Annotated in this window: 12 protein-coding genes; 5 read left to right on the plus strand and 7 right to left on the minus strand. The window is 74.6% G+C overall.

Annotation, left to right across the window (positions count from 1 at the left end):
* Positions 1-24: 24 nt before the first annotated feature.
* Positions 25-513, minus strand: a complete 489-nt coding sequence (locus A6F73_RS04225; protein ID WP_063346523.1) for a DUF5990 family protein — start codon at positions 511-513, stop codon at positions 25-27.
* 506 nt (positions 514-1,019) lie between these two features.
* Between A6F73_RS04225 and A6F73_RS04230 the strand changes: the two genes are divergently transcribed.
* Positions 1,020-2,066 (plus strand): cytochrome P450, encoded by a 1,047-nt coding sequence (locus tag A6F73_RS04230; protein WP_063346524.1) that lies wholly within the window; start codon positions 1,020-1,022, stop codon positions 2,064-2,066.
* A gap of 39 nt (positions 2,067-2,105) precedes the next feature.
* Positions 2,106-3,131 (plus strand): cupin domain-containing protein, encoded by a 1,026-nt coding sequence (locus A6F73_RS04235; protein WP_063346525.1) that lies wholly within the window; start codon positions 2,106-2,108, stop codon positions 3,129-3,131.
* Between the two features lie 129 nt (positions 3,132-3,260).
* Here A6F73_RS04235 and A6F73_RS04240 read toward each other — a convergent pair whose 3' ends face one another.
* The 3 genes from A6F73_RS04240 to A6F73_RS04250 all read right to left on the minus strand — a co-directional run bounded on the left by A6F73_RS04240 (position 3,261) and on the right by A6F73_RS04250 (position 9,169).
* Positions 3,261-5,243 (minus strand): ABC transporter ATP-binding protein, encoded by a 1,983-nt coding sequence (locus tag A6F73_RS04240; RefSeq protein WP_244293280.1) that lies wholly within the window; start codon positions 5,241-5,243, stop codon positions 3,261-3,263.
* Positions 5,244-5,602: 359 nt separating this feature from the next.
* Complete coding sequence (locus A6F73_RS04245; RefSeq protein WP_063346526.1) at positions 5,603-8,815, minus strand: type 2 lanthipeptide synthetase LanM family protein; 3,213 nt, start codon at positions 8,813-8,815, stop codon at positions 5,603-5,605.
* Between the two features lie 174 nt (positions 8,816-8,989).
* Positions 8,990-9,169: a hypothetical protein gene (locus A6F73_RS04250; protein ID WP_063346527.1), complete on the minus strand. Its 180-nt coding sequence runs from the start codon at positions 9,167-9,169 to the stop codon at positions 8,990-8,992.
* A gap of 368 nt (positions 9,170-9,537) precedes the next feature.
* Here A6F73_RS04250 and A6F73_RS04255 point away from each other — a divergent pair, with 368 nt between their 5' ends.
* Positions 9,538-10,137: a hypothetical protein gene (locus A6F73_RS04255; protein ID WP_063346528.1), complete on the plus strand. Its 600-nt coding sequence runs from the start codon at positions 9,538-9,540 to the stop codon at positions 10,135-10,137.
* A gap of 16 nt (positions 10,138-10,153) precedes the next feature.
* Here the strand turns inward: A6F73_RS04255 and A6F73_RS04260 are convergent, their stop codons facing one another.
* The gene (locus tag A6F73_RS04260; protein ID WP_063346529.1) at positions 10,154-12,553 is read right to left on the minus strand and encodes an ABC transporter permease; all 2,400 of its coding nucleotides are present in this window, start codon (positions 12,551-12,553) and stop codon (positions 10,154-10,156) included.
* The gene (locus A6F73_RS04265; RefSeq protein ID WP_063346530.1) at positions 12,550-13,239 is read right to left on the minus strand and encodes an ABC transporter ATP-binding protein; all 690 of its coding nucleotides are present in this window, start codon (positions 13,237-13,239) and stop codon (positions 12,550-12,552) included. The genes A6F73_RS04260 and A6F73_RS04265 overlap by 4 nt, the downstream gene beginning before the upstream one ends.
* Positions 13,240-13,445: 206 nt before the next feature.
* Here A6F73_RS04265 and A6F73_RS04270 point away from each other — a divergent pair, with 206 nt between their 5' ends.
* Positions 13,446-14,699, plus strand: coding sequence for a histidine kinase (locus A6F73_RS04270; protein ID WP_244293281.1), 1,254 nt, complete (start codon positions 13,446-13,448; stop codon positions 14,697-14,699).
* On the plus strand, positions 14,696-15,388 hold the full coding sequence (locus A6F73_RS04275; RefSeq protein WP_063346531.1) for a response regulator transcription factor: 693 nt from the start codon (positions 14,696-14,698) through the stop codon (positions 15,386-15,388). The genes A6F73_RS04270 and A6F73_RS04275 overlap by 4 nt, the downstream gene beginning before the upstream one ends.
* A gap of 117 nt (positions 15,389-15,505) precedes the next feature.
* Here A6F73_RS04275 and katG read toward each other — a convergent pair whose 3' ends face one another.
* Complete coding sequence (gene katG, locus A6F73_RS04280) at positions 15,506-17,740, minus strand: catalase/peroxidase HPI (RefSeq protein WP_063346532.1); 2,235 nt, start codon at positions 17,738-17,740, stop codon at positions 15,506-15,508.
* Positions 17,741-17,908: the final 168 nt, after the last annotated feature.

A 17,908-nucleotide genomic window follows, 5' to 3' on the forward strand; every position in this document is an offset into this window, starting at 1 on the left:
TCGCGCGTTCGGACCCCCTCGCACTCAGCCCTCCGCCGACCAGGTCACCACGGGCGGGCGGACGGCGGCGCACAGCGGACGGCCCTTGGCATCCGTCAGGCGCAGCCGGGCCACCAGGACGCCGCGCTCCACCGCCGCCTCGACGACCTCCCGGTCGACCGCCGCCAGCAGCAGCTTGGCCCGGCGGAACAGCGCCCAGCCGTCACCGTTCCTGGTCACCCAGTTCAGGTAGACGAACCGGGCGCCGGGGCCGCCCTGCACGTACCGGCCGGTGAGGTCCGCACCTCCGGCGAGGTCCACTGTGCCGGGGAGGTCCGCGCCGCCCGGCGCCGGCTGCGCCTCGCACTCCAGCGACCAGCGGGCGCGCGGCGCGTCCCCCGGGAACAGGTCGAGCAACTCGGCCGGGCGGCCCCGGCGTTGGACGGCGACGTACAGGTCCCGGTAGCCCGGGAAGCCCGGCGCGGCGGCACACTCACGCCCCGGCAGGTCGGTGGCCTCAATCCTCAGCTCCATACCGATATGGTCCCCCACCGCACGCCTCGGGAAGTTATAACGATCGGCCATCTAATGCACCGCACAATCCGGACCGGCGAGGAGGTCATCCTTTGTCAAAAGAGTGTCAGGAGCCCTAGCTTTCGGTTAAGGTCCGGAGTTAGATGAAAGTCGGTTCGGGGTTCCGATCGGAATACCGAATTTCCGCCAAGCCGCGGGCATCCTTGCTCCACCGTGCCTGCCATCCCGGGAATGGAGAGTACCCATGAAGATGATCAAGGCTATCGTGAAGAAGTTCAAGCGTGACGAGGACCTCGCCGACCACTCGTGGATCGCGCACGTCATCTGACGCATTGTCACCAACGGGGGCCGTGGCCGAGCCACGGCCGGGCCGCGGCCCCCGCCGGCGCTGCAGAGCGCCCCACCTTTCACCTGCCCGGAGTCCTCCCGCCTGCCCGGAGTTCTCCGCCCGCCGGGGGAATCCATTCCATCGCCATTTCATTGGAGGCGGGATTCTCATGGAAGAAATGGCGCCGACAGCCGGGCGCAGCCATTCCATTGTTTACGCCCCGAAGATCCAGGACCTGCTGACCAGGGAAGAAAAGGTATTCCGGATCGACGCCCGCACGGTCGGCGTCTCCGACAGCGAGCTGATGGCCGAAATCGTCGCGGCGCGCCCCGTGCGGTCGGCGGAGCGCTCGGTCTACAAGCCCGCCGCGGGAGCGGACATCCACCACGACAGCGCGACCAGGACGATCCGCGCGCTGGGTCAGGACGTCATGGCGGGCATCAAGGCCCCGCCGCCCCCGGCACGCGGGCTGTCCGGCGCCTGGCCCTACGCGGCCACCTCCTACCTGCGCCGATGGCTCTTCGCGTCCGACCCGCTGCCGGTCTCCCTCCTGTCGAAACGCGGCGTCACCCGCTCCGACCGGCTCTCCCGGATCGTCGACCGCGCCGTCACCGTCTGGCCGGGATCCGCCGCCGAGGGCAGGAGCACCGCACTGGCCGGGCAGATCCGCGACGCCTCCGACACCCGGGAGCGGAGGCAGGCCATCGCGCTGTACCGGCGGTCGACGGCCACCCTCTGCGACGGGGTGGCCGCACTGGCCGGCAACGCCCTGTGGCTGATGGGGCCGGACCGGGAGCGGGAGGGCGCCCGCGCCGACCTCACCGAGGTCCTGTGGGAGACCCTGCGACTGCTCCCGCCCGCGTGGATGCTGTTCCGCAACGACGGCCACGCCTACACCGGCCTGCACCCCGAGATCCGCCCCGAGGACCGCATCGCGCTCTTCCCGCTCCTGATGCACCGCCACCCGGAGCACTGGTCCGACCCGCTGGAGTTCCGGCCCGAACGGTGGGCCGGGGTGGCGGACCCGGAGAAGACGCCCGGGTTCATGCCGTTCGGCTTCGACGGAGCCCGCTGCTGGGCCAAGCACCTGGTCGTACCCCTGGCCGAACGCCTGCTGAACGTCGCCTTCGACCACCGGCTCACCATTCGCGGCCCGCAGCAGGAGACGCACGTCCCCCTGCGCTCCCTGCTCTCCGTACGGTTCGACGCCGCGGCCAGGGTCTGACCCGCGAGCCCCGGACACCCTGACACCACGGGACACACCATGGAATCGCCCACGCTGGCCGACTGGGTCGGCGACGTCCGCAGCTTCACCGGCCACCAGTGGCAGCGCAAGCCCGCCGTCTTCACGCCGGAGAAACTCGCCTCGCCGTTCGACCTGGACGCGTTGGACGCCGCCTTCGACACCGGGCTGCTGCGCACCCCCTACCTGGAGATGGTCCGCTCCACCAAGGTGACCGTCCCGCCCGAGGCCTACACCACGTCACGCACGGTCAACGGCATCACGTACCACGGCTTCGCCGACCGCGCGAAGGTCCTCGCGCTCCTGGGCGTCGGGGCGACGCTGCTGCTGCGCTGCGTCGACCAGTGGCACCACCCGACGGGCGAGCTCGTGGCGCGGCTGTCCGAAGAACTCGACCGGCGCGTGGAGGCGTTCTTCTTCGTCACGCCCGCCGGCGGCCAGGGCCTCGCGGTGCACCGTGACGACGCCGACGTGTTCGTCCTCCAGGCCGCCGGACGCAAGACCTGGTACGTCCACGACGCGCCGACCGCGGCGGATTGGACGCCGGGAGAACTCCCCGACGACGAGCACTCCCCGCGGCTCCTGCACAGCGTCCTCGAACCCGGCAGCGTGCTCTACGTCCCGCGCGGCTTCGCGCACCGCGCGGTCGGCGCCGCCGGCCTCTCCGCCCACCTGTCCCTCACGATCCGCGACATCTCCGTACCGGACCTGCGGGCCGCCCTGGAACAGCGGTTGACGGACGGGCTGGACCTCCCGGCGCGCCCGCTGGGCGAGGCCGCGATCGACGACTCCTGCGCCGCGCTCCTCGACCACGTCCGGACGAGGCTCGACACGATCGAACCGGAGGACCTGCGGCTCGCCGCCCGGGCCGCGCAGGCACGGGCGGCCCAAGCGGAGGCGGCGGCGGAGAACGCGGAGCGCGCGGAGACGTTCGCCGAGGCGGCCCGGACCTGGGAAGGCGGCGGGACCGGCGCCGGGCGGGCCGGGCTGGCGTCCGTCAGCCGCACCTGGCGCAGGCTGCGCGACGCGGCACGCACCACGCACTGACGCACTGGCGCGCTGGCGCAGGGCCGTCAACGAGACCCCGCGCGTCAGGCCGGCACCGCCCGTCCTCCGTACCGCCGTGACGACGACGGTACGGAGGACGGTCAGCACCGGCCTTCGACGGCCGGGGGCCTAGACCCGCTGCGCCGGGACCGTCCGGTCCCGCTGGAGGTCCAGCAGCTCACGGAACAGCCCGTCCGGGCGCGCCGCCAGCTCCGCCCAGGTGCCGGTCTGCACGATCCGGCCCCGGTCCATCACGATCACCCGGTCCGCCACCGCCGCGTTGGCGATGTTGTGCGTCACCAGCAGCGTGATCCGCCCCGGGGCGAGGGCGCGCAGCGCGTGCAGGATGCGGTGCTCGGCGCGCGGGTCCAGGTCCGAGGTCGGCTCGTCCAGGATCAGCAGCCCCGGGCTGCGCACCGTCCGGTACAGCGCCCGGGCCACCGCCGCCCGCTGCCAGCCGCCGCCCGACAACTCGGCGCCGCCCCACCAGCCCTGGGCCAGCAGCGTGCGCCAGCCCGACCGCAGCCGGGCCACGATCTCGTCGAAGCCCGTCCGCGCGGCCGCCCGCTCCACGTCCGCCATCACCTGCTCGGTGAGGTGCCCCAGGTGGACGTTCTCGGCCGCCCCCAGCGGCCAGCGCGCGAACTCCTGCGGCACCCGGGCCACCCGCGACCACATGCCGTCCGCGTCCAGTTCCTGCACCGGCACGCCGTCCCAGCAGATCCGGCCGGACTGCGGCAGGTAGAGGCCGGACAGCAGCTTCAGCAGCGTCGACTTGCCGCTGCCGTTCTGCCCGATCACCGCCACCACCTCCCCGGCCCGCAGCGTCATGCTGACCCCGCACAGCGCCGGCTCCTGCTGCTCGCCGGGGTAGGCGTGCCCGAGGTCCGCGACCTCCACCAGTTGCGGCGCGTCCGGCACGATCCCGCCGCGCCGGATCCGGTGGCCGCCGGCCTCGTCCAGGAAGGTGAAGTAGTCGTCCAGGTACAGGCCCATCCGGTACAGCCGGGCGCCGTTGCCGACCAGGCCCTGCAACCCGGACGAGGCCGTCCGCAGCGCGAACGTCGCCGTACCCGCCGCCGCCAGGTCGATCCGGCCGCTCGCCACCAGGTACAGCAGCGTGCCCCAGACCAGCGCGCTGCCCGCCCCCGTGCCCAGCGAGGCCAGCAGGGAGACCTTCGCCGCCTCCCTGGTCGCCCGGTCCGTCGCCTCGACGATCTTCTCCTCGGCGCGGCGGTACTTGGCCATCAGGAACGGCGTGACCTGGTCCGAACGGACCTGGTCCGCGCGGGTCTTGTCGATCAGGAACCAGCGGTAGACGCGCAGCGCGCCACGGTCCTCGTTGGTGGCCACCGCCGCCAGGTAGTGGATCCGGGCCGTCCGGACGGCCGCCACCCCGGTCGGCACCGAACCCAGCAGCAGCAGCGGCACCAGCCACGGGTGGAGCGTCGCCAGGACGCCCGCCGCAGCCGCCAGCGAGACCGTCGAGGCGATCACGTCCTGGGCGTTGGAGAGCAGGTCCGGCGTGGTCGAGGCACCCCGGTCGGCCGCCTCCCACTGCTCGTTGTACGCGGGCTCGTCGTACGCCCGCAGCTCGGCCGCGCACCCGGCGGCGATCAGCGCCAGCTCCGCCTCCCGGGTGACCCTCGGCGACACCCGGCCGGACAGCCCCACCACCGCGATCCCCAGCACCGCGCGCAGCGCGGCCGAGACGGTCAACAGGAGCAGCGACGGCGCGGCGGTCCGCAGGTGCTCCCCCACCGGGCCCGCCACCAGCAGCGCGCCCAGGGTGCCGGTCGTCGCGTACAGCGCCAACGCCCCAAACACGCCCGCCAGCACCTGGCACACCAGCAGCAGCACGGTGGACGTCCGGTCCGCCGCCCACGCCAGCGCCAGCGCGCGGCGCACCAGGTGCGGGAGGCGGCGCAGCATCGCGTTCGCCGACATCGACGCGCCGGCCTCGGCGCGGCGGTCGCCGGGGAAGCGCAGGCGCAGCTCCTCGTCGTGCCGATCCTGATCCTGGTCATGCTGGCCCTGATCCTGGTCCTGGTCAGGCGGGGTGCGGTCGGGCGGGGTGTGGGGCTTCTCGGGCTTCACGATCTGTTCGGACACAGTGCTCTCTGCTCCCTGGTACGGCGGCCGGTGGCCGCAGCGGATCCGCGCGCGGGCAGCCCTCACCGCTGTGTGGGCGTGTGGGGTCGGCAGCGGTGCCGGAGGGCACTCTGCGAGGGGCTGGCTGCGGTGCGGACCCCGATCCTGGCAGCGGTCCGCCGGGCCGTCCGGCGTGTCCCGGCCGGTCTCACTCGATCCGGGCGATTCCGTGTCGGCGGCGGCGAGTTGGTGGCAATCGATCACCGGGAGGGTCCGCGATGTTCGATTCGGGGGCCGGTCGCGGCACCCTCCAGGCATGCGGTCCGACGATCACACGAACGTCCCGGCCGAGCCCGCGCGGCCCGACCTCGCCGACCGTCTCAGCGGGTCGGCGGGTGGAGCGCGAGGAGGGAGGGGGTGGTGGGGGCGGCGAGGCGGAGCAGGCCGTGGCCGGTGCCGGCGAGGCCGACCATCAGGGAGGGGCTGTGGACGCCGTGCGGGAGGCCGCAGATCCAGCCGCGGGTGTCGAGGTCGTCGAGGGTGGCGTGGGCCTGCCGCAGGGCGGCGGTGCGCCAGCGGTCGCCGGCGAGGAGGAGGGGTTCGAGGTTGCCGAAGTCGCCGTGGCAGAGCGAGAAGTTGTGGCCGAAGCCCTCGCGGAGGACGGTGGTCAGGGCGGTGTCGCGTTCGGTGAGGAGCAACTCGCGGGCTTCGGGGAGGAGTTCGGCGAGTTCGGTGCGGGCGAGCGCGATGCCCGAGGCGCCGTGGCACCAGAGGGACGGGTAGTGGGGCGCGTCGGGGCCGTCGTCCTCGCGGACGTCGCGCCAGTTGGCGGCGGCCGGGTCGAACAGGGTGCGTTCGTACGCGACGGCGGCGAGGGCGAGTTGGGGCAGCCGGGGGTCACCGAGGTGCCGGCCGGCGCGGGCGAGCGCCCAGGCGATGCCGGAGCCGCCGTGCGCGAAGCCGGCCAGCGGGCGCTTGACGGCGCCGGCGAGGGAGGCGGGCAGCCAGCCGGCGCCGCCTTCGGGGTGCGGCGCGGCGGCCCGGACGAGGCGTTCGGCGCAGGCGGCGAGGGCGTCGGTGACGGCGGGGCCGGGGCGGACGGCCGCCCAGGCGAGCAGTCCGCCGATGGTGCCCGCGTTGCCGGCGAGGAGGTCGTGCTGGGCGTCGTCGGCGGCGAGGGCGGCGCTGCGGCGCACCATCTGGGCGGCCAGGGCGTGGAGTTCGGCGTCGGGGTGGTGGGCGGCGAGGTGGGCGAGGGCGTAGAGGACGCCGCCGACGCCGGAGAGGCCGCCGCCTAGGCGGTCGGCGCGTCGCCGAATTTGGTGACGTAGCGTCAGCTCGGCGGCCCGGGCGGTGTTTCGGTGTTCACGATCGCCGGTGACGGTGGCGAGCTGGTGGAGGAAGAGGACGACGCCGGCCGTCCCGCTGTAGAGGTCGGGGCCGAGTTCGGCGGGTGCCCAGCGGCCGGGCGGGGCCCAGTTGGGGCCGGCCCAGGCGAGGTCCGCGCTCCCCCGGTAGGCCTCGCGGAGGAGCTGTTCGCCGGCGTCGACGGCCTTGGCGAGGGCGCGGGAGGCCAGGTCCAGGCCTTCGGTGGGCTTCCCGGGTTGCGCGGGAGGGGACGCGACCGGGCGGCGGCGCGGCTCGCGGGCGCCGTCCGCGGTGGTCACCGACAGGCGCAGCAGCTGGAGTTGGCGGGCCAGGTCCGGTTCGCCGAGGGCGTCCGCCTTGGCGAGGGCGAGGTCGAGTGCGGGCCGGTCGGTGACGCCGGGGATCAGGGCGCCGGTGGAGGAGCGGGCGTCGACGCCGTCGGGGCGGATGGTGAAGACCGGGACGTCCCCGCGCCAGAGGTCGGCGCGCTCGTGGTCGACGTAGGCGAGCGCGTGCTCCTCCCAGGCGGGGAGCGCCCAGAGCCGGTCGAAGTGGCGGTCCTGGTCGAGGCCGTCGCGGAGCAGGTCGGGGTGGCAGGCGGTGGCGAGCAGGCTGCGGTACTCGAAGGTGTCGCGGCGGAGCATCCGGGTCTCGTCGGCGGCGAACGCCCGGATGAGATCCCGGAGTTCGCCCTTGTGGGTGGCGAGCAGCCGGTAGGCCTCGGTGAAGCCGGCTTCGAGTTCGCCGACGTGGTCGGCCAGGCGCAGCGGCCGACCGGGCGGGACGGGCCGGCTGCCGGGCGCCTCGACGGGCATCCGGCGGTACTCCAGGCGGAGCCGGTCGGTGCCCTGGTCGACCAGGACGGGGGCGGGGCGCGGCGGGAGGCTGGCCGGATCCCAGCCGAGGGCGGAGAGGTCGGTGCCGCCGTTGCCCTCGTCCCACATGCGCTCGGGCAGCAGGCCGGAGCGCAGCACCGAGTGTCGGGCCTCGTGGCGGGCGAGCCGTTCGGACTCGGAGAGGTCCTTGGCGGGTTCGGGCAGGTCGGGGTGGAACAGCGCTTCCAGGTCGATCAGGACCGGCTGGTCGCGGACGGCGATCAGGTTCTGGGCGTGGCAGTCGACCGCGTCGAGGGTGTGGAGCAGCGCGGCGAGGGTGCCGGCGCGGTGGTAGAAGTCGCTCAACTCGGCTTCGTCGCGGGCTGGTTCGGCGGTGACGTGGGCGACCCAGCCGTAGCCGTCGCGGGCCAGGTGGGCGAGGTCGTGCAGCGGCAGCCGGAGTCGGGGGTTGAGCCAGCGCAGGAGGTGCTGGAAGTGCGTCTCGGCGCCGAGCGGGCGCGGCTTGTAGACGATCCGGGTGCCGTGCTCGAAGCGCAGGGCGCTGACGGTGGCGCCGCCCCGGTGCGGGTCGCCGAGGCCGGTGGCGAGTTCGGTGAGGCGGCCGAGCGGTCGGCCGTCGGCGAAGGTGCGGGCGAGGGCGGGGAGGTCGGCGGCGAGGCGGCGGTACAGGGTGAGGCAGGTGGCGGTCCACTGTTCGGCGGCGGTGGCCAGCCGGTGCGCCAGCACCGGGTGTTCGGCGAGGAGTCGGACGGCGCGGCCGGGTTCGGTGAGCCGGTCGAGGAAGTTCCGGTACCGCTGCTCGGGGGTGTCTCCGGTCAACTCGCCGGAGAGACGGGCGATGTGGAGTTCGGTGATGACGGTGCGGACGGCTGTGGTGTGCGCGGTCGCGGTGAGTGCGGGCAGGACGAGGGCGGTGAGCTGGTCGGGGGTACCGAGGGTGGCGGGGCCGGGGGTGGCGGCGTCCGCGGTGGCGGGGCCGAGTTCGGCGAGGCCGGTGCGCAGGCGGTCGCGGGCGTCGGCGAGCAGTGGGGCGACGAGCCGGGCGAAGGCGTGCTCCTCGGGGAGGTCGAGGGTGTGCCCGGCCTCGAAGGCGGCGGCGAGGCGTTCGGCCCAGGCGGGGGTGCCGAGGCGGTCCGCGAGGTCGGCCGGGTGTTCGGCGAGCAGGGCGCGCAGCCCGTCCGGGTCGAGGCGGTCGGCGGCGAGGCGGCGCTCGAACCAGTCGTCCCGGTCGAAGGGCGGCTGGGCGCGCCAGCGGTCGAGGATCCGTCCGGCACGGTCGGCCCGTTCAGCCTGTTCGGCGCGCTGGGCGTCCGGGTCGGGCAGCGGACCGCGGGCGGCGAGCGGGACGGCTCGGGCGGCGGCCCGCCGGATTTCGGACGCGTCAACCACGGGCGGTCTCTCCATGCTCGGTTCGTGCGCGACGGTTGCGGTGCTTGGTGCCCGACGGTTGCGGTGCTTGGTGCCCGACGGTTGCGGCACCGGACGTACGCGCCCCGGCCGGGTCGTGCGTCCGCGACACGGGCTCCGGCGGTGCGACCGGGGTCCGCGTCGCGGACGGCGGACTCAGAAGCTGCAGACGTGGGCGCAGCTGCTCCAGCCACCACAGGTGCTGGCCTGCACCGCGGCGGTCACGTAGACCTCGTCCGACAGGTCGCCGGCCGGGTGGACCTGGTGGCCCTGGCCGAGGGTGAGCCGGAAGTCCTCGTCCTTGAGCGCGCGGACCTGCTCTGCCGTGGGCTGCATGGTGCCTCCTTCAGACATTCGGGTCTGGCACGGTCGTGCCGGGTCGGGATCCTGGCACCGCCCCACCCGCCGCACCAGAGGTGTGCCGCGCACCAGGCACAAATTCGGCCAGGGTCGGAATAGGGACGAGGCCTCCCCCGCCCATCCCGCTCCCGCAGGCCGCGCCCGTGCCCCGGCTCGCCCGTCGGACCTCGCATCGCCCTACACCTGTCCGGAATCCAGACCGTGCCGGGGGCCTGAACCGGGCCCCACGTTTGAACGGCCGGGCGCCGGGCAGTCCGCGCCGCCCGTCGCTCCTGTGGCCGGGCCGGGCACTGAAGGTCACGATGGAATCCGGCGACCCCCGCCCCCGGCCCGATCGGAGCGCGATGAGCGAGCAGCACAACGTCGTCCTGCTGACCTTCCCGGACGCCACCGCGTGGCGGGCGGCCTTCGACGAGGCGCAGCACCTGCCGGGCCTGCGGCAGCTGGCGGCCCTGGAGCGCAGCGCCGACGGCCTGTTGGAGATCCAGGACACCTTCACCCGGGGCGCGGGCGTGACCACCGTCAGCTCCGGCGTCCTCGGCGGCCTGGTGGGCCTGGTCGGCGGGCCGATCGGCGTCCTGCTCGGCTTCGCGGCGGGTGCGGCGCTCGGCAACGCCGCCGAGGAGGGCCGGGCGACGGAGGGCGGCGCCGGGCTGATCATGCTCTCGCCCCGCGTCCCGGACGGCGGCGCGCTGCTCGTCCTGGAGCTCCGGGAGTCCTCTCCCGACCGGGCCGACGACCTGGCCTCCCGGCACGGGGCCACGGTCGAGCGGATCGACGCGCAGGCCTTCGCCGAGCAGGTCCGGGCCGCCGAGCACAAGGCGGAGCAGGACACGGCGGAGCAGAACGCGGCGGAGCAGGACACGGCGGAGCAGGATCCGGCCGAGCGGCACACGGCGGAGGAGCCCAAGGCGGAGGGTCACCGGCCCGACAAGGGCGCCTGAACCGCTGCCCGGCCCCTCACTCGGCCCGCAGCGCCTCGACCGTCCGCGCCCGGGCCGCCCGGACGGCGGGCAGCAGCGCCCCGAGCACCGCGATCAGCACGCCGCCGAGCCCGAGCAGCGCCAGCACCGGCGTGCCGAACACGTCGAGGGCCGAGGCAGGGAAGCGGAGCCCGGCGCTGTGCCCCATGGCGGGCACCGTCAGCCGGTGCAGCAGCAGCCCGACCGGGAGGCCGATCGCCCCGCCGAGCGCACCGACCAGGACGACCGGGGCGAGCGCCCCGCCCACGGTCTGCGCCGGGGTCATGCCGAGCGCCTTGGCGACGCCCGTGTCCCGCTTCCGCTCCCGGATCTCCAGGACGACGGTGTTGAACACCCCGAGCCCGGCGACCACGACGAGCAGCGCGGTGAGCGTGGCGGTGAGGGAGTTCAGGGCGGCGATGGAGCCGCTGGAGCCGTGCGACCCGCCGGCCTCGGCCGTCATCCGCACCGGGGCGAGGGCGGCGCCGAGGGCGGTGGCGTAGGCGGCGCGGTCGGTGCCGGGCTTCAGCGCGACGGACCAGGAGTCCGGGTGCGGGGCGGCACCGGGCGGGTAGCCGGCGGCGTCGGTGAACAGTTCGTTGGTCTGCATGTGCGGGTCGAAGACCTCACCGACGATCCGGACGGTGACCGCCCTGCCGTGGGAGGTGAAGGTGACCTGGTCGCCGAGCGCCACCGAGGCCTCGGTGAGGAAGGTGGCCGGGGCGACGGCCTCGCCCGGGGCCCGGAACCAGCGCCCGGAGACCATCCGGTAGCCGGCCCCGGTCGCGTCGCCGTCGAACGCGGTCACCCTGGTGCTCCCCGCGACGCCGGGGACCGTCACGTCCTCGGTGCCGTCGCCGAAGTAGCCGGCCGTGCCCGGCTGGGCGTCCAGGGCGGCGGTGACGGTGGCCGGGTCGGCGGCGACCGGCCTGGCGGGAGGCGTCGCCCCGGGCGGGCCGACGGGCCGCTGCGGGTGCACGACGACGTCCGCGGTGTCGTGGTCCTTCGCCGCCTGCACCCAGGTCATCGTCCCGCCCATGCCCACCGCGAAGACCGCGGCCGCCGTGCCGAACAGCACGGCCGCGAGCATCCCGGCGGCCCGGGCCGGGCGGGCGAAGGGCTGGGCGAGGCCGAGGCTCAGCGGCCGGGGCAGCGGCAGCCGGGCGGCCAGCTCGGCGGCGCGGGCCGCCGCCCGGTCCCGCCGGGTGCCGCCCGCCGTACGGCCGACGGCGAGCGCGTCCACCGTGCGCAGCCGTCCGGCGCGGGCGGCGGCGGCCCAGGCGACCAGGGCGACGGCCGCCAGGGTGCCGCCGGCCACCGCGACGTCCACCCAGGGGGCGATGCCGGAGGTGCTGGTGCCGTAGATCCGCCCGGTGGTGGCGAGCACCGGGAGGGTCAGCAGGTTGCCCGCGACCACCCCGAGCAGCGTGCCGACGGTGGCCGGGATCAGTGCCTGGGCGACGTACGCGCGGACCACCTGGGCGGGCGTGCAGCCGAGCGCCTTGAGCACGCCGATCCGCCGGGTGGCGGTGCCGACGGCTCCGGCCACCACGTTCCCCGCCACCAGGACCGACATCGCCATGCCGAGCAGGCCGAAGGCGACCATGAACGGCAGGAACATCGCGGTGTTGCGGTCGGATCCCTGCTTGGCGGTGAGCCAGGACTGGGCGCCGGTCAGCGCACCGGCGGGTGCGGCGGCGGCGACGGCGGCCCGGTCGGCGGCGAGCGCCTCGGCGGTGGCCGCCTGTGTGAAGCGGTAGAGCATCTCGTAGCCGGGGGTGCTGCCGGGCGCGGTGAGCGCGGCGAGGCCGTCCGGCGTCACCCAGGCGTCGGCGGTGCGGCTGACGGACCGGCCGAAGCCGACGACGGTGAGGGTCGGCGCGCCCGGCAGGCCGGGCAGGCGCAGTGTGCCGCCGACCTCCCGGACGGGGCTGCCGTAGCTCGCGTCGAGCACCACCTCCCCCGGTTTCTTGGGCCAACTTCCGTGCAGTAGCTCGATGTTGTCCACACCGCCGGCGGCGTCGGCGCGGCCCGCGACGGTCATCGGCTCCATCCCCGCCCCGTCCGCGCCGGTCGCACCGCCCGCGCCGGTCGCGCCTGGGCCCGGTTCGGGATCGACGGTGACGGTGCGGAACGGCCCGGCGGCGGCCGTCACCCCGGGGGCGTGCGCGGTGTCGGCGAGTTGGGCGGCGGTGGCCCGGGCGCCGTCGAAGCGCGCGGTGAGGTGGGCGCCGTGCTGGCCGCCGAAGGCCTGGTCGAAGGGCTGCTGCGAGGCGACCAGCAGCGAGCCGCCGAGGACGGAGCAGGTGGTGGCCACCAGGGCGGCCAGCCCGATCGCGACGGACTGCGTGCGGCGCCGGCGGACACCCGCGCGCACCACCCTGCCCAGCGCGGTCATGCCGCCACCGCCGAGTCCGAGACGATCCGGCCGTCCCGCATCCGGACCGTGCGGGTGGCGCAGTCCTCGGCGAGGGTCAGGTCGTGGGTGACGATCAGGATGGTCTGGCCGTCCTCGTGCAGCTCCCGGAACAGCTCCTTGACGTCCTCGCCGGAGGCCGAGTCCAGCGCGCCGGTCGGCTCGTCGGCCAGCAGCAGCGTCGGCCTGTTCATCAACGCCCGTGCCACCGCGACACGTTGGCGCTCACCACCAGAGAGCCGGGCCGGGTGGGCGCGGGCGTGCCGGTCGATGCCGAGCGACTCCAGCAGCTCTGCGGCCCGGCGCCGGGCCTCGGCGCGCGGGACGCCCGCGAGTTCGCCGGCGAGCACCACGTTGTCGGCCACGGTGAGGTCGTCCAGCAGGTTGAAGAACTGGAACACCATGCCGATCGTGCCGCGCCGGTAGCGGGCCGAGCCCGCCTCGCCCAGCCGGTCGACCCGGACCCCGGCCACGGTGACCGTCCCGGCGCTCGGCCGGTCCAGCCCGGCCACCAGGTTGAGCAGGGTGGACTTCCCGCTGCCGGACGGGCCGAGCACCGCCACCGACTCCCCCGCCCGCACGCTCAGCGTGACCTCGTCCAGCGCCGCCCGCGCGCCCTCGTAGTGGCGGCTCACACCGCTCAGTTCGATCACCGGATCGCTGCTCATTCCCCGCTCCTCGTACGTTCCCGCTTGGTGGACGACACGAAGGTACGGACGGGCGGCGCGCACCCGCGTCCGTCGCCCGGGGCAACTTCGCTACCCCGTCCGGGCGACCCGGCGCGGCGTCATCCTTGCGAGGTAGTCGCCGGGTGTAGCGGCCGCCGCCGCCCGAGGGGCTGTCCCCGACGGCTCCCGGCCCCCACAATGTCCCGGTGATCAACCTCCCGACAGCGGCGCGGCTGCGCGCGGCGGCCCGCCTGGCCGAACCCCCGGGCGCCGCGCCACCGCCCCGGCCGACCCGGCGCGGCCAGGCCTTCGACCTGGCCCTGGCCCTGTTCCTCGCCTTCTCCTGCGCCCGCTACGCCACCACCGCGAGCGAGAGTCACGGCACCGACTGGTACGGGCCGATGCTGCTGGTGCCGCTCGTGCCGCTGCCGCTCGTGCTGCGCCGCCGCCTCCCGCTGGCGGTGCTGTGGGCGGTGCTGCCGGCCGCGCTGCTGGTGCGTCACCAGTCGGAGGACATCGCGTACGCGGCCGGCGTGGCCGTCATCGTCGCCGCCTACAGCGCCGCCGCGTACGGGCGCCGCCCGGCGGCGCTGCTGCCGAGCCTGCCGGCGGCCGCCGCGACGCTGGTGGTGCTCTTCGACGACGCCAAGCTGCCGCACTTCCCCAACGCGGTGATCGCGCTGCTGGTCCTGGTGCCGGTGTTCGCGGTCGCCTACGAACTGCGGATGTGGCGCCGCCGGGTGGACGAGGAGCGCGAACGGCTGTCCGCCCTGGAGAGCGGGCGGCTGGCCGCGCTGGAGCACGCGGCGGAGCACGCCGTGGAGCTCGAACGGGCGCGGATCGCCCGGGAGTTGCACGACGTGGTGACGCACAACGTGAGCATGATGACGATCCAGGCCGGGGCAGCCCGCAAGATCCTGGACACCGCCCCGGACAAGGCCCGCGAGGCGATGGCCGCGGTGGAGGCCGGCGGTCGCGCCGCGATGACCGAACTGCGCCAGGTCATGGGCCTGTTGACGATCGACTCGGAGACCGGCGACGACCCGGCCGCGACCGCCGACCTCAGCCCGCAGCCGGGCCTGGGCCGACTGGACGCGCTGGTCGACGGCGTCCGGCGGGCCGGGCTGCCGGTCGAGCTGACCGTCACCGGGGAGCGCCGGGCCGTCCCGCCCGGGGTCGAACTCGCCGCCTACCGCGTGGTCCAGGAGGCGCTCACCAACACCGTCAAGCACGCGGGCGGCGCGGATGCCGCGGTGACCGTCGAGTACGCCCCCGGCCACCTGCGGGTGGAGGTCACCGACACCGGCGGCCGGACCACCGGCGCCGCCGCCACCGGCAACGGACGCGGCCTGATCGGCCTGCGCGAACGCCTCGCCGTCTACGGCGGCACCCTGCACACCGGCCCCCGACCGCGCGGCGGCTACCGCGTCAAGGCCCTGATCCCCCTGGAGAGTTCATGAGCGAGCAGGCGCTGCGCGTGGTGGTGGCCGACGACCAGGCCCTGGTCCGCACCGGGTTCCGGCTGATCCTCGAATCGGAGGGGATCGAGGTGGTCGCCGAGGCCGAGGGCGGCGAGCAGGCCGTCGCCGCCGTCCGCCGCACCCGCCCGGACGTCGTCCTGATGGACATCCGGATGCCCGGCCTGGACGGGCTGGAGGCCACCCGCCGGATCCTCGCCGACGCCGGCCCGGCGGACCACCCGCCGCGGGTGATCATGCTGACCACCTTCGACCTCGACCAGTACGTCTACGCCGCGATGGCGGCCGGGGCGAGCGGCTTCCTGCTCAAGGACGTCACCCCGGAGCACCTGGCCGCCGCCGTCCGGCTGGTCCGCACCGGCGACGCGCTGCTGGCCCCGGCGATCACCCGCCGCCTGGTCGAACGCTTCGCCCGCCCGGACGCCCCCGCCGCCGCCCCGCACCGCGAACTGGCCGCGCTCACCCCGCGCGAGCGGGAGGTGATGGGCCTGCTCGCCCGCGGCCTCAGCAACGCCGAACTCGCCGCCCGGCTCCAGCTCTCCGAGGCGACCGTCAAGACGCACGTGGCCCGGATCCTCGGCAAGCTGAACCTGCGGGACCGGGCCCAGGCGGTGGTCGCCGCCTACGAGACCGGGCTGGTCAGCGTCGGCACGGCGGCGGAACCCCGGTAGCGGTCCGCCATCGGCCCGGAGGCGTGCACCTCCGGGCCGATGGCGGGCTGACGCCAACCCCCGTCGGCCGCCCGGGAACCCGGGATCGGACGATCGCGGGACCAGGCGGACGCGGGGTCAGGCGACGTCGAACCGGTCCAGGTTCATCACCTTGACCCAGGCCGCGACGAAGTCCGCCACGAACTTCTCCTTCGCGTCGTCGCTCGCGTAGACCTCGGCGACGGCGCGCAATTCGGAGTTGGAGCCGAAGACCAGGTCGGCCCGGGTGCCGGTCCACTTGAGCGCGCCGGTGGCCGCGTCCCGGCCCTCGAAGGTGTGCCCGTCCTCCGAGGTGGCCTTCCACTCCGTGCCCAGGTCGAGCAGGTTGACGAAGAAGTCGTTCGTCAGGGCCTCGGGGGTCCCGGTGAGGACGCCGTGCGGGGACTGCTGGTAGTTGGCGCCCAGCACGCGCAGGCCGCCGACCAGCACGGTCAGTTCGGGCGCGCTCAGGGTCAGCAGGTTCGCCTTGTCGAGCAGCAGGTACTCGGCGGCCAGCCGGCTGCCTTTGCCCACGTAGTTGCGGAAGCCGTCCGAGGTCGGCTCCATCGCCGCGAAGGAGTCGACGTCGGTGAGCTCCTGCGTCGCGTCCGCCCGGCCGGGAGTGAACGGCACCACCACGTCGCGGCCGGCCGCCCGGGCGGCCTTCTCCACGCCGACGCCGCCGGCCAGCACCACCACGTCCGCCAGCGAGACCTGCTTGGCGCCGGACCGGGCGTTGAACTCCTGCTGCACGCCCTCCAGGGTGCGCAGCACCGAGGCCAGCCGGTCCGGCTCGTTGACCTCCCAGCCGATCTGCGGCTGGAGCCGGATCCGGCCGCCGTTGGCGCCGCCGCGCTTGTCGCTGCCGCGGAAGGAAGAGGCCGCCGCCCACGCGGTGGACACCAGCTCGGACACCGACAGCCCGGAGGCGGCGATCCGCTCCCGCAGGGCGGCGACGTCCGCGGCGTCGATCTGCTGGTAGTCGACCGCGGGCAGCGGGTCCTGCCACACCAGTTGCTCGGCCGGGACCTCCGCGCCGACGTAGCGGGCGACCGGGCCCATGTCGCGGTGGGTCAGCTTGAACCAGGCGCGGGCGAAGGCGTCCGCGAGCTCCTCGGGGTGCTCCAGGAAGCGCCGGGAGATCGGCTCGTAGACCGGGTCCAGGCGCAGCGACAGGTCGGTGGTCAGCATCGTCGGGGCGTGCCGCTTGGAGGGGTCGTGGGCGTCCGGGACGGTGTCCGCTCCGGCGCCGCCCTTCGGCTTCCACTGGAAGGCGCCGGCCGGGCTCTTGGCCAGCTCCCACTCGTAGCCGAACAGCGTCTCGAAGAAGCTGTTGTCCCAGGTCACCGGGGTGGCCGTCCAGGCGCCCTCCAGGCCGCTGGTGATCGCGTCCCCGCCCTTGCCCGTACGGAAGGTGCTCTTCCAGCCGAGGCCCTGCTGCTCGATCGGGGCGTCCTCGGGGTCGGGGCCGACGTTGTCCGCCGGGCCCGCGCCGTGGGTCTTGCCGAAGGTGTGGCCGCCGGCGATCAGCGCGACGGTCTCCTCGTCGTTCATCGCCATCCGGTAGAAGGTCTCGCGGATGTCGCGGGCGGCGGCGAGCGGGTCCGGGGTGCCGTTGGGGCCCTCGGGGTTGACGTAGATCAGGCCCATCTGGACGGCGGCGAGCGGGCGCTCCAGCTGGCGGTCGCCGGTGTAGCGCTCGTCGCCGAGCCAGGTGGTCTCCGGGCCCCAGTAGACGTCCTCGTCCGGCTCCCACTCGTCCACGCGGCCGCCGCCGAAGCCGAAGGTCTCGAAGCCCATCGACTCCAGGGCGACGTTCCCGGCCAGGATCATCAGGTCGGCCCAGGAGAGGTTGCGGCCGTACTTCTTCTTCACCGGCCACAGCAGGCGGCGGGCCTTGTCCAGGCTGGCGTTGTCGGGCCAGCTGTTCAGCGGGGCGAAGCGCTGCTGCCCGGCGCCGGCGCCGCCGCGGCCGTCGCTGATCCGGTAGGTGCCCGCGCTGTGCCACGCCATCCGGATGATGAAGGGGCCGTAGTGCCCGTAGTCGGCCGGCCACCACGCGTGCGAGGTGGTGAGGGCCGTCTCGATGTCCCGCTTCACGGTCGGAAGGTCGAGGGATCCGAACGCCGCGGCGTAGTCGAAGTCCGCGCCGAGCGGATTCGCCACGGCCGGATTCTTCGCGAGGATCTTCAGATTGAGCCGCTCCGGCCACCACTGGCGGTTTCCGCCGCCCTGGGTGGGGTGCGGCGCGCGCCCGTGGGCCACCGGGCAGCCACCCGTGCCCTCCGCCTGCGGCTCGGGTTCGGTAACGATGGGATCGTGGTTCTCAGACATGGAAATCCTTCCCTACAAGGCGGATCACGGTGTCTTGACTGCTACTTCCTGCTACCCAGGCTATCGCCGGAGCCGATCCTACGATGGACACGATCCACGTCAAGAACGACACCAAAGGCATATCCGATCGGGAACCGGAGCGAAGTCGAAATCACTTGGTAAAATCCT

It is taken from the genome of Streptomyces sp. MJM8645 (genome assembly GCF_001625365.1).
Lineage (GTDB): Bacteria > Actinomycetota > Actinomycetes > Streptomycetales > Streptomycetaceae > Kitasatospora.